Annotated in this window: 13 protein-coding genes and 1 pseudogene; 6 read left to right on the plus strand and 8 right to left on the minus strand. The window is 50.3% G+C overall.

Features of this window, described 5'->3' with window-relative positions:
• Positions 1-115: 115 nt before the first annotated feature.
• The 6 genes and pseudogenes from MKY42_RS07820 to MKY42_RS07845 form a co-directional block, all read right to left on the minus strand.
• Positions 116-523, minus strand: coding sequence for an NUDIX domain-containing protein (locus tag MKY42_RS07820; protein WP_256222192.1), 408 nt, complete (start codon positions 521-523; stop codon positions 116-118).
• A gap of 201 nt (positions 524-724) precedes the next feature.
• Positions 725-1,216 (minus strand): annotated as a pseudogene (locus MKY42_RS07825) (GNAT family protein); the annotation flags it as partial.
• Between the two features lie 229 nt (positions 1,217-1,445).
• Positions 1,446-1,856, minus strand: coding sequence for a flagellar basal body rod protein FlgB (gene flgB / locus MKY42_RS07830; protein WP_090901961.1), 411 nt, complete (start codon positions 1,854-1,856; stop codon positions 1,446-1,448).
• 180 nt (positions 1,857-2,036) lie between these two features.
• On the minus strand, positions 2,037-2,852 hold the full coding sequence (speD, locus tag MKY42_RS07835; RefSeq protein WP_090894585.1) for an adenosylmethionine decarboxylase: 816 nt from the start codon (positions 2,850-2,852) through the stop codon (positions 2,037-2,039).
• 121 nt (positions 2,853-2,973) lie between these two features.
• Positions 2,974-3,555 carry a DUF1273 domain-containing protein gene (locus MKY42_RS07840; RefSeq protein ID WP_339850207.1) on the minus strand — a complete coding sequence of 194 codons (582 nt, stop codon included), beginning with the start codon at positions 3,553-3,555 and terminating at the stop codon, positions 2,974-2,976.
• A 111-nt stretch (positions 3,556-3,666) separates the two neighbouring features.
• Complete coding sequence (locus MKY42_RS07845) at positions 3,667-4,800, minus strand: RluA family pseudouridine synthase (protein ID WP_179265461.1); 1,134 nt, start codon at positions 4,798-4,800, stop codon at positions 3,667-3,669.
• Between the two features lie 189 nt (positions 4,801-4,989).
• Here MKY42_RS07845 and MKY42_RS07850 point away from each other — a divergent pair, with 189 nt between their 5' ends.
• Complete coding sequence (locus MKY42_RS07850) at positions 4,990-5,406, plus strand: hypothetical protein (RefSeq protein WP_090894590.1); 417 nt, start codon at positions 4,990-4,992, stop codon at positions 5,404-5,406.
• A 111-nt stretch (positions 5,407-5,517) separates the two neighbouring features.
• Here the strand turns inward: MKY42_RS07850 and MKY42_RS07855 are convergent, their stop codons facing one another.
• A complete protein-coding gene (locus MKY42_RS07855; protein ID WP_339850210.1) occupies positions 5,518-6,228 on the minus strand; it encodes a GT-D fold domain-containing glycosyltransferase in 711 nt (236 codons plus the stop codon).
• A 354-nt stretch (positions 6,229-6,582) separates the two neighbouring features.
• On the opposite strand from MKY42_RS07855, the gene MKY42_RS07860 reads away from it, so the two are divergent.
• The 5 genes from MKY42_RS07860 (at position 6,583) to MKY42_RS07880 (ending at position 11,777) form a co-directional block, all read left to right on the plus strand.
• Complete coding sequence (locus MKY42_RS07860; RefSeq protein ID WP_339850213.1) at positions 6,583-7,272, plus strand: glycosyltransferase; 690 nt, start codon at positions 6,583-6,585, stop codon at positions 7,270-7,272.
• A 17-nt stretch (positions 7,273-7,289) separates the two neighbouring features.
• A complete protein-coding gene (locus MKY42_RS07865) occupies positions 7,290-8,279 on the plus strand; it encodes a polysaccharide biosynthesis protein (RefSeq protein WP_339850216.1) in 990 nt (329 codons plus the stop codon).
• Positions 8,280-8,304: 25 nt separating this feature from the next.
• Positions 8,305-9,867, plus strand: coding sequence for a nucleotide sugar dehydrogenase (locus tag MKY42_RS07870; protein ID WP_256222193.1), 1,563 nt, complete (start codon positions 8,305-8,307; stop codon positions 9,865-9,867).
• Positions 9,854-10,600, plus strand: a complete 747-nt coding sequence (locus MKY42_RS07875) for a methyltransferase domain-containing protein (protein WP_090894598.1) — start codon at positions 9,854-9,856, stop codon at positions 10,598-10,600. The genes MKY42_RS07870 and MKY42_RS07875 overlap by 14 nt, the downstream gene beginning before the upstream one ends.
• A gap of 79 nt (positions 10,601-10,679) precedes the next feature.
• Positions 10,680-11,777 carry a glycosyltransferase family 2 protein gene (locus MKY42_RS07880; protein WP_339850225.1) on the plus strand — a complete coding sequence of 366 codons (1,098 nt, stop codon included), beginning with the start codon at positions 10,680-10,682 and terminating at the stop codon, positions 11,775-11,777.
• Positions 11,778-11,899: 122 nt separating this feature from the next.
• Here the strand turns inward: MKY42_RS07880 and MKY42_RS07885 are convergent, their stop codons facing one another.
• Positions 11,900-12,424 (minus strand): DUF5412 family protein, encoded by a 525-nt coding sequence (locus MKY42_RS07885; RefSeq protein WP_090894603.1) that lies wholly within the window; start codon positions 12,422-12,424, stop codon positions 11,900-11,902.
• Positions 12,425-12,574: the final 150 nt, after the last annotated feature.

A 12,574-nucleotide genomic window follows, 5' to 3' on the forward strand; every position in this document is an offset into this window, starting at 1 on the left:
TGCGCAGAAACTGAAAACAACCGCCAAGCTCCCCCTTATGTTAGAGAGAGGAGTTCGGCGGCTGTTATTCATCATATGACTTGTCTGACCGTAATGAGATTCGTTTCTCCCGATTTCAATCTTCAGAATAAAGATGGAGTTTCTTCGCAGCTTCCAGACCAGGCACCGCGAAACTAGCGAGCGGCGATGGCAGATCATCCAACGGGAACCAACCGATCTCACCAATCGCTCCGCCTTCTTCGAGGTTACGAGCAATACCGCCAATAACTCGAGTTGAGTAGAGGACGGAAATCCAATGCTCCTGTTGTTCAGGTCGGATCGTCTCTGCGGTGCAGAGCAGCTTGTCGATGGCAATATCCAGATCGACTTCTTCCTTGATCTCTCGAATGACCGTCGTTTCAACGGATTCGTACGGGTCAACTTTGCCCCCAGGGATACTCCAGGTGTACTGTTCAGGCTGACGATTCCGCCAAACCAAAAGGACTTCATTACGTTCGTTGAGGATGACTGCTCCCACACCAATCCGAGGTTGGACAGGAGAGTTCTCTGTACCTTTGGTGTTAAGTAAGGACAACGCAGATCCTTCGGCAGCGACCAATCGTGAGTCTGAGTGATCTTCGTTCTGTTTAGCTCCTTGGGCATGAGTGGACTGAAACGCGAGCGGAAGTTTGGTCTGCGTTGACCATTCTTCTGCAAGAATACTCATCGAGATCAGATCATAATGCGTGCCATCCCGTAGAACGGCAGAACGCTGGCGGCCTTCCTCCCGAAATCCGGCTTTCAGATAGGCGCGTCGGGCAGTCTCATTGTATTCAATTACTTCCAGCGCAATCCGATTCAGATTCAATTCATGGAATCCATAACGAATAATCAGGGCGAGAGCATCACTGCCGTATCCTTTACCCCGATCTTTATCATCACCAATACCAATGGCCAGGCGTGCAGAGCGGTTATTCCATTCAATTCGGTAGAGAGCCGTGAATCCGATGAACCGATTATCCTCGAGAGTACGCAGCGCAAATTCAAAACCGTTGTCTCTGCGAACTGCGGATGACCCCGTCTCATCCGGCGTTAGCGGGACAGCAATATCGGTATCCAGATTACGCAAGTAATCATAACTGTCAGTGAAGCGGGAGAGCCGCATGCAGTCTTCTGGGCAAGGAGCGGCTAGCCGGATTTTGGAGCCTTGAAAAGCATTTAAATGACGTGGAGCCATGTTGCACCTCTTTTATTGGATATGAAATCATACATTTTATCTCATTATACTACGAAACAGAGAGGATACCGAAAAAGGGCAGAAGCAGGGGAGCATACCCTCCTGATTAGGAAAAGAAAAGCGACGCTAAATGCGGTTAATATAGATCCATATAATTCAATATAGATCATCTGGATATTTCCGAATGTAGCCAAAACAAAAAGCAGCCAAAGGGCTGCTCTACCATTCATTATTTCATATTCTGCAACAGGTTTTTCATTTTCTTGTAGTGCCCACTGACCCGATCAACCATGTAGTTATACATAAGCTGATTCTCCGAAAGGTTCGCCATTTCCTTGTCAATATCAACGTTATTGTTGTTATTATTCATGGAAGTTTCGTTGTTCTCGACAATCCGGTAGTTTACGATGGAGTCATTGGGATTACTGACCGGAAAGTGTTTCTCATGCGTCCGCTTCATGGCGAGCTGATCTGTTTTGCCATTCTCAATGATACGTCTGAGCTCTTCCTCAAACTCCACCGATTTCTTTTTGTAATTGGGTGTGTCTGCATTGGCAATATTTTCAGTGGTGACCTTGTGCTGCGCGTTCAGCGCTTGTAACAGGGATTCATTGCGTCTGGAAGTGTTCGTTTCAATCAACGGCTCAGTCTCCTTCAATGGAAATGCAATTGCTTTCATCATAAAAAAATGAGCTGCTGCCTGTCAAGTCAGGCAAAAGAAAAGGATAAGCGCATGCCGGAGGTTTCCATTAGGAAATCCTGCTTCATGACATCTTATCCTTGTCCCAGCCCGTATGAATCAGTCCTCACGAATCAGCTATTAAGAAGGACGATTGATGTTTTTGCCATAATAAATCTCATCCATCTCCAGCTTCAACCACTCCGTAATTTCCTGTTGCTCGACCTTGCTCAGTTTATCTTTGGTATAACCAAACAGATAGTTATCGAGATCGAATTCTTTCAGTTTGCACTTGGTGTGGAAAATGTTCTCCTGATAGACGTTCACGTCAATCATGTCGAAGCTGCTCTTGATCTCATCCGGAATGTAATTCTGGATCGAACCGATCTCATGATCAATGAACAGCTTGCGTCCACTCGTATCCCGTGTAAAACCACGTACCCGGTAGTCCATCGTCATGATATCCGTATCGAACGAGTGGATCAGATAGTTCAGTGCCTTTAGCGGCGAGATTTCACCACAGGTAGAGACGTCAATATCTGCCCGGAACGTACTGATGCCTTCGCTCGGGTGGAATTCGGGGTACGTATGAACGGTAATATGGCTTTTGTCGAGCTGCATGACGACATTATCGGGCAGGGGGCCGGGAGATTCATCGAAGGATTCCTCAGGGATCTCCACAATGGGGCCTTCCGACACAAGCATCGTCACACTTGCACCCTGGGGGACATAGTCCTGTTGGGCGACATTCAGCACATGGGCACCGATAATGTCAGACACGTTGTTCAGGATTTTGCTCAGCCGGGCAGCATTATATTGTTCATCAATATATTCAATGTAAGCTTCGCGTTCATCTTTGGTTTTCGTATAACAGATATCGTACATATTGAAACTCAGCGACTTGGTCAGGTTGTTGAATCCATGCAGTTGAATGCGCTGCTCTGGCGTTAATGTCATGGTTGCAGTTCCCCTTTGTCCCATACGACATGGTAATCGCAGTTTTACTACTACTTATACCCAACCTGCCGCCAAAAAAAACATATGTACGTCATTCTTTGCTGCTCCAGTCGTGTACAGATCAGAATGAAGGATCTTCGTAATCCCCGACATCGTTCATCCGTTCATCTTCGGCGACCGATTGAATATCCTCCGAGGTAATGCTGATGATGGTGTAATCTTCATTCTGCTGTTTTTTGACCGCTTTTTCCTTTATAAAACGGGGACTGCCATCCCCGGCATCTTCATCATACACGAGCAGAAGACCGTCGCTTTTACGCAGCAGCAAATCATCCCGCGCAGTGAACTGCCACGGCCCGATATACGGCTGATGACTAATCGCACCATAATAGTCCACACCTTGCAGAATGGAGCGATAATACTCCTGTTTGTCTTCCTTCCATTGTTCCTCAGGATTCTGAAAAGCGGTAATGATCGACAGCTTCAGATCCGGGAACGTCTTCTTCAGCTCAAGCACCACTTCACAGGCCCACAGGTCTACACCGTATTGGCCTGGTGTCAGCACCCATTCCAGCCCGTCTTCGACCAGTGGTGTAAGACGGGAGGCGATCGCCTTTTTGATGAAAGGAATTCCCTCATGCTTCTGTCCAAAAATCTGTAGTTCATGTGCACGATAACCGGTAATAAGCAAGTTTTTCAACATCGCTTCCTCCTTTCAGACGTGGTCAGGCCATCGGCCAGTTCCGGCACCGCGGCTTGTCCAGTATCGGCTGAAATCGTTGAGTCAGCGATGCCTGTTCTTTGAATCATCCCGTTAGTTCGCTGATGGAGCATCCGTGCGGAATGGATAGAGGAACTGTTTTGGAATATCGGTCTCAAATCTCATCAGCTCACCCGACGTTGGGTGGATGAACGAGAGTACCCGTGCATGCAGCCCCAGACGACCCAGTGTTTTGGTGTGAGCACCGTATTTTTTGTCGCCTGCGATGGGATGGCCCAGATCTTCCATATGCACACGAATCTGGTTTTTGCGTCCCGTTTCCAGACGGACTTCCAGCAGGGAGAATTCACGGTTCGATTGTAGACGTTTGTAGTGAGTAATGGCATGTTGTCCATCATTCGGGCGAGAACTGGAATACATTTTGAGCGTCTTGGTTTCTTTCAACCATGAGGAAATGGTGCCCTCTTCTTTTGCAACGGCGCCTTCCACAAGGGCAACATACACACGTTCCTGTACATTTTCTTTCCAGTTGTCCTGCAGCTTCTGCTGCACTTCTTCGCTCTTGGCGAACATCATGACACCTGACGTGTCGCGGTCCAGACGATGGACAATAAATATCCGGTTCAGCGCGTTGGTACGGCGAACATGCTCGGTCAACTGGCGATAAGCTGTAAGATCATCACTTTTGTCAGCGGCAATGGACAACAGTCCGGCTTCCTTGCGAATGACAATGATATCATCGTCTTCATGCAGAATGTTAATGCCCGTCAGCGAAGGAGCGGCAACAGCACCTTCTTTGCTAATCGTTACGATCTGCCCCGGCGTAAGCTCCAGATTAAACTTGGTCACCACTTTCTGATCAACGGATACCTGTCCGCGACCCAGAATGGATTTGACCGCATTACGGCCGGACTTCAAATGTTTCAGCAGGAAGCTGAGCAGCTCATCAGGTTCAGTAACCTTGTACGGACGTGGTGGTTCTTGCTTGCGATAATAGGAATTGCCCGAGCGTTTGGCTGCTTTGGGTTTGGGTGCTCCGGCTTTCTTGGGAGCCGCCGAGGTTTTGGCAGCTGCTGGCTTTTTCGCCGCTCCTGTATTGCGTGATGCGGATGGTCCTGATGATTTGGCGGAAGTAAAAGTGGACCGACCCGACCGCGCTGTGGACGAACCTGCGGATGTTTTCCCTTTGGCAGATGTATTGCCTGTTGGGCGTTTACGTTTATTCATAAATAGTAATCTCCTTCTGAACAGCCTGTACCGCTTGTGTGCATACGATCCGTTCATTTCGTTATGCAGTTCAATATACCATTAACCGGGGGCAAATAAAAATAGGTGGACTGAAACTGTTACCCATCCAATCCAAAGAGAGTCGAGATTCATAGAATAACGTATCCCATAGCATTGGAGGTGTTACTCATGGGTGTGTTTCTCGATATGAGAACTTCGATGAACTCGGGAACTGTAGGACAGCCCGGTTTGTCTCTGGGCCCATCACCAGAAGCGTTCGGCTCCATTGGTCTGCAGACCCTTGGTGTCCCAAACCCCATAATCACCTTGAATGGCACGGTTGGCGTTACCGGAGAAGTGGGAGATACGTTCGTTGTTGAGCTTGTACGGGGCAGTGTTTACGATCCGTTCTTTGTAATCTATCGCGCCGAAGGTACCATAGGTCAGAACGGTGGCGCTGAATTTCATTCGTTCACTGCACAGGATTTGTCCGCACCGCCTGCACTGGAAAGTGTGTATACCTCGTTCATTTCCGGGGTGTCCACATCTGTACGGACCGGACCTGAGGTGTTCTATGGTATTGCAGCCACCAATTGGTTCCTATGAACAAAAGGTTCAACAGAAAGAGTGTTTACGTTACGGCATCTTATGATTAGCAGAACAAAATCCCGGCTCCAAGGAGTCCGGGATTTTGGTTGTAGTATCTACTTTTAAAGGCTAGTTGGCGCGGCCTTTCAAAATAATGTTGTTGGCTTTGCCGAAGTCGATGGCGACTTTGCCTGCAAGTGCCGCTGTACGCTCCGCAAGGACAACCGCGTTCACGCCACAGGAGAAGAGAGCTACATCGAAGGTATCCTGATTCGTTTGAATCCACTCCAGTGTTTCCTGCATCTGATCCCAGCTGTCGAAGGGCAGCGCAGCTGTAATATTCAGGTGATACGGCTCCTGAACGAGTGTGGCTCGCAGCTGTTCAATCTCACGGGTAACGAGCAGTATCCGCTTGCCGGCAAGCATATTCCAGAAGCGGGGCACCTGCGCGAGTTCCCGATTGACACAGGCATGGCAAGTCAGCGCCGGAGAGATACCGAAATGTGCGAACACCGTATCGGTCAGCTGTCTTTTGAGATGCTCCGGGGCTTTGATGGTACTGTCCCCGTGAGGAAGAACACCTACGATATTCGCCCGCTGTAAGGAAGACGCAACCTCATCCCGGAGCTGCAGGTTGGGCAGACGCAGTCCTTTTTGCCCCAGATTAGCCTTGATGGCCCATCGCTCCTGCAAAACCTGTTCCGTGCTCCAGACCGTTTCCTGGGACATGACGATATTCTCCCCATCGCCTACACGGACCAGAGAGAAAGGACGTTGCTCTCTCACGGCGGCTTCAAGTTGATCCAACACACCATCCATTTCAAGATAGATTGCATTCATTCTGGTATAAAGCCTCCTTTGAAATTCAATTGCTCTATTCTATGTTGCGGCTTCGGCAACGTTTTGTGTGTTCGACCCGCAGGGCGCCCTTCTGGTGCATATCAAACTACTTCTTGAAGCATGTGAGGGGCTTAATGGGCTTATGTAAAATGCTCATTTATAGGAGAACCCGTGCAGGTGTCCGGACCGATTCTAGTATTTTTTCATACGGTATAGAGTCGGCTGGATTGGCGAGAGCTTCTGTATAGAGCTTCAGGCAGACAGGGATTTTTTTGTGTGGGAATGACTGTAAACGCTATGAAAACATTCTGAATTAAGTGAAAGAAAATCACAGACTTGATGAGGAGGAAGGGTATGTCCAGAAGAGTGGTTATTGAGATTAACTTCAACAATTATGGAATGGACCCGCAGCGCTTGACGAGAGAATGGTTGGAGCGGCGGATGGACATTTTTCGTAGATTCACCCTGAATTGCCTTAAAGCCCAGACGAATCAGGATTTCCTGGCTGTATTGAAGTTGTCCAAGGAATCGGGGGAACTCATAAAGGAGATTCTCTCGGAACAGGAGCCGCTACCTGCCAACATCCGGTTTGGGACGCATATCGAGAGTGTGCGGGCCATTCTGGCTTTTGCCGAGGAAGCAGAGGATATCTATATAGCCCGCCTGGATTCAGATGATCTGTATCACAAGACGTTTGTTCAACAGCTCTATGATGTGCAGCCACAGCCAGGAACGATGGCACTCATCAACCAGAATGGATATCTGTGGGACAGCGTGAATCATGAGATGGCGCCAGCTTTTCATCGTTCCCCGCAGTTCTATGTCTACCTATATAAAACGGCAGAGTATGCTGCGGGATATCGGGTGAAGCTGCCGGGCCGGGGAACACATGGCAATGTCATTGAGCTACCGCATGAACTGCTGGCTCCGCGCAATTACGTGAATATCGTGCATTCCAGCAATACATCCATCAAAAAAGTACCGCCCAAAGATCGGTTGAGCCGGGAAGAGATGGCTGCGGTATTACGCGAATTCATGATTTGAACAAGGAGGGATTCACCATGATTAAAGGACGAACGATTCTGATCACCGGAGGCACGGGCTCCTGGGGGCAAAAGCTGACCGAGGTACTGCTGGAGCAGAATCCAGCCGAAATTCGGATTCTCTCGCGTAATGAGTACGCCCAGATAACGATGCAGCGGGATTTCGCTCATGATGCACGTTTGCGTTTTGTCATCGGGGATATTCGCGACTATCGGGCAGTGGAGGAAGCCTGTCGCGGGGTGGATGTTCTTTTTCATCTGGCAGCACTGAAGCATGTTCCGGTATGCGAGGATCAGCCGGATGAAGCGTTCAAGACCAACGTCATCGGCACGCAGAACATTATTCGCGCTGCGATTCACATGCAGGTTGCCAAAGTCATTGACGTCTCCACCGACAAGGCGGTAGATCCGATTAACGTTTACGGCATGACCAAGGCTTTGGGTGAAAAGATGATGATTCGTGCTAATGGGCTGAGCGAGTCCACCCGTTTTGTATGTATTCGCGGGGGCAATGTGCTCGGGACCAGCGGCAGTGTTGTTCCATTGTTCCGTCGTCAGATTGATGAAGGCAAGAGCCTGACCATTACGGACAAAGGAATGACCCGCTTTTTCCTGACGCGGACGGAGGCCATTCATTTGTTGCTGAAGGCAGCTGAGGCAGCGGTGGGCGGTGAGACTTTTGTAATGAAAATGAAGGCCTGCAAGATGACAGATCTGGCTTCGGTCATGCTGGAACAGGCAGGTCGTCCTGCTCACGACTATACAGTAACCGGGATTCGACCGGGCGAAAAATTGCATGAAGTACTCATTTCTCCATTCGAGGCACCACGTACCTACAAATATGACGAGCAATATTATGTGATTTTGCCACAAGAACCGGAGAAAAGCCTGACAGATCGGTATAGTGGTCTGCCTGGTGTGACCTTTTCCGAGTATCGTTCGGACAGCGCGATGATGAACCGGTCAGCGATTGCCCAATTTTTGCGTGCAGGTGGCTTTATCGATTAATAGAAGGGAGGCGGACCGTTTGGAGGTGGAAGGAATGGTAGAGGGCAGCAAGTACGAAGGAAATAACAAAACACAGGAACGTACCACGCTTCAAAACATAAACAACCGCTCCCTGAAAGGCGCCGTCATTGGTCTCGGTTATGTCGGTTTACCTATGGCGGTGGAGATGGCGCAGGCTGGGTATCAGGTGCAAGGAATTGACATCGATGGAGCGAAGGTGGCTAAGCTGCGTGCCGGGAAATCGTATGTGATCGGCATTGAAGATAAGGTGGTGCAATCCCTTGCTCAGGCCGGGTTGTTCATCGCAGGCACGGATTTCGCAGCAGTGGCGCAGGCCGATGTCATTGTTATCTGTGTGCCTACGCCTTTAACTGCGGAGCACCAGCCGGACATTTCATTTATCGCTGCAGTGGTGGATGGCATAACGCCTTATCTTCAGGAGGGCTGCCTGGTCATATTGGAGAGTACCACGTATCCCGGCACCACCGAGGAGCGTGTAAAGCAGCCGATCGAAGCCGCGAAAGGGTGGAAAGTAGGGCAGCAGTTTCATGTCTGTTATTCTCCAGAGCGGGTAGATCCCGGAAGTGTGCATTATGGGGTGAAAAATACACCCAAGATCATTGGCGGCTCCACCCCGTCCTGTCTATCTTATGGAAAAGCATTCTATGGTTCGTTCCTGAACGAAATCGTTCCCGTTAGTTCAACGACAGTGGCAGAGACGGCAAAATTGTTCGAAAATACGTTTCGCAGCGTGAACATCGCGCTTGTGAACGAACTGACACCCGCTTGTGAGCAAATGGGCGTAAACATCTGGGAGGTGCTGGACGCTGCGGCAACCAAGCCGTTCGGTTATATGCCGTTCTATCCAGGTCCGGGCATTGGTGGACACTGCATTCCAATTGACCCGATCTATCTGTCCTGGGCCGCAGGCCGTCAGGGGTCGGAACTGAAATTCATTTCGCTTGCGGATGCAACCAATCGGGAAATGCCGGAAAGAGTGGTCAAGCGTGCCGCCGAGCTGCTCGAACAGAACGGTTCATCGTTGCAGCGAGCCCGAATTGTGCTGGCGGGTATGGCGTACAAAAAAGATATCGACGATCTGCGTGAATCGCCAGCGCTGGATGTCTATAGACTGCTTTGTGAAGCGGGGGCAGATGTGGTTTTTACCGATCCGATGGTGCCTGTATTCCGCAGGGATGATGGCACGGTTGCTCATGCTCAACCAGCATCACCAGCATTGTGGGCAGGGGCTGATCTGGTCATGATTACGACGGATCATACGGGCTTCGATTATCAGGAGATGGCGGATCATGCCAAGCTCATCTTCGACACACGTAATGCTACAGCCGGATGTGTCGGTGGAAATATCGTGGTGCTTGGACAGCCGATTCGACCGGAAGTGAACGTGCTGCAGGGTATGAAGGGAATACATGAGTTGCAAATTCACGAAAACATGCGAGTGTCTCAGAAGGTGGATGGGGATAGGCAGGGACATACCAATCCTATCGGTGCAGACCGACAAGCACACAGTGAACCACACCTCAAACACTCGCACGAAAATTGCGGAGGCAGCCATGGCGAATCATGACCGGGTCAACGAGCGTTATTATGGCGAGATCAATTCGGAGGAATCACATGAAGCCACACGTACCCGCATTCACTGGATGTGCCGGGAAGCGACAGGCAAACGAATTCTGGATATTGGATGCAGCCAGGGAGTTACCTCCATTTTGCTGGGGCGGGAAGGCTTTCGGGTGACCGGAATTGATCTGGAAGAAGAGAGTATACAGTACGCCCGCGAGGAACTGGCGAAGGAATCCAGACCCGTGCGGAACAATGTGGATTTTCGCCTGCTGGACATTACGCAATGGAAAACAAGAACCACCTTTGATACCGTATTGCTTGGTGAAGTGCTGGAGCATTTTGCCCATCCGGAGACGTTATTGCTGCAAATTCACCGACTGCTGCAGGAGGAGGGAACTCTTGTTGTGACCGTGCCGTATGGTTATCATCCCTTTTACGATCACAAGCAGACGTTCTATGCCGGGAATCTGGCGATGTGCTTGCTGCCGTATTTTGAAGTATTGAAGCTGGAAGTTCATCATAAATATCTATGTTGTGTGGCACGCAAAAGACGGAAAACGCAGCTGTATATGTCACCAACCCTGAACCAACTGACGGAATGGATGGAGCTGGATCACGTACAGTTTGCCGCTGTGGAGAAGAATCACCTTCGCCTGATGAATCAGCGCAAGAAAGCGTTGGACAATGCGGTGGAGCAGGTTAAACGTCTGCGCCGTCAGGAGACTGGGGAAGTGTAGCAGATGAGGCTGAGAAGAAAAAAACGCAATACGCGTAAGACAGGAAGGGGCTTAAACCGTGATCACTATCAGTCTGTGTATGATTGTGAAGAACGAACAACGCACACTTGCGCGCTGTCTCGACTCGGTCGCCGGCATCGCGGACGAGATCATTATTGTAGATACCGGTTCATCCGATCGTACGATGGAGATCGCTGCGCAATATACCGACCGGGTCTATACGTATGCGTGGAAAGATGATTTCGCCGCAGCGCGGAATTATTCATTCGATCGGGCCACACAGGAATATATCCTGTGGCTGGATGCGGATGATGTGCTGCTGCCTGCGGAACGGGCGAAGCTGGAAAGGTTGAAGCAGCAGCTGCCGTCCGGGGGAGAGACGGCGGCTGTGATCTTGAGCTATACGCTGGCCGAGGGGCCGGAGGGAAGTCCGCTCGTGACGGACCGACGGTTGCGCCTCGTCAAGCGGGAAGCGGGCTGCCGCTGGCATGGCCGGCTGCACGAGCAGTTAGGCTTCCCGCAGAGCGGTGTCATTACGGCAGACATTGCCGTCACGCACCGCCGCGAAGCGGGCCATCATTCGGCGCGAAACGTGCGCATACTGCGCAAATGGATCGCCGAAGAGGGCGCAGCCCAGGGACGCCTGCTGTTCTATTATGCAGGCGAATGTTACGACCGCCAGCGTTATGCGGCGGCGGTTCGGGCGTACGCGAAGCTGCTGCTGGAGCCGAGCGGTTATCGCGAGGATCGGCTCATCGCCTGCGCGCGGCTGGCGGAATGTTACGAACGGCTTGGCGATCCGGGCCGGAAGCTGGGGGCATTGTTACAGTCATTTCAATTCGACCTGCCGCATGCCGACTTCTGCTGCGCTATCGCTGCCTGCTTCCAGGAGCGGCAGGAGATTGTGTCCGCCATCTACTGGTATATGCAGGCGCTCGATGTCAGCAGCCGCGATCCGGGTCTGCGTCCGGTGCCAGCGGCATGCCGCACTTGGCTGCCCCACGCCCGACTCTCCCTTTGTTACGCTCACATGGGGAACTGGGAGCACGCGCTTCTGCATAACAGCAAAGCAAGAGAGTATCTGCCCAATGATCCCGGTCTGCTTGCCAATCGACAGAAGCTTGAAGCGGTGATGAGTAAGGGGAACAGTGAGCCGGAAGAAAGAGAGAAAGGGTAAGAGTAATTATAAGAATCATAGTAAGAGTAAGAGTAAGGGTGGTGTTGCTCCGCTCTAGAGGTGGAATAAGAGCAGCCCCGCTTGCCTTGAGATTCGGCGAGCGGGGCTGCTTATTTGTGTTTTTATTTTTCGGGTGCCAGGCAGCGAACGTACTGGTCCTTCATACGCAGGCTTTGGCATGCCCAGCCCCAACCGTCATAGATTTCTTCATCGATGTTTAGCGTAATGGTTTCATCTACATATTCATTCCCGTTTTCGATCCGGAGCGTGTGTTCATCTTCCCATTCCAGATGGTTATGTCCATGATACTCGGCGCGATAAATGGTTTTTACGGTGGATTCATTCGGATCATTTGTTTTCTTCACATCCACCCAGATGGTGACTCCACCTGCCGCACCACCATAAGGCACGCCGTAAATCTCGGCGGTATATTCTACGTTCCGTGAAGGCATGGAGTAGCTCAGATCTCCTTGTTGGGAACGATCAAACGTGGAGAAGTACGGGCGAAGCCAGAAATACAGCAATACGGCGGCGAACAGAGCCAGAATCAGTATCGAAAATGCGGTGAATATCGGATGTCGGTGTATCCACGATTTTGGTGATGAGATGTTTGAAGAGTCACTAGCATGTGCATGTTGTTTCGACATCAATAAAACGGCCCTCCTTTAATGGCAGTGGGATCAAACGATATACGGTAATGGATATGTAGGTATACAAATGTCTTTTCTGTAAGCTAATCATTAATTGATGGTAACATATTGTAGATATAATTAATAACAAATAAGTTAAAATAATCC

Origin of the sequence: Paenibacillus sp. FSL W7-1088 (assembly GCF_037969855.1) — a bacterium.
Lineage (GTDB): Bacteria > Bacillota > Bacilli > Paenibacillales > Paenibacillaceae > Paenibacillus.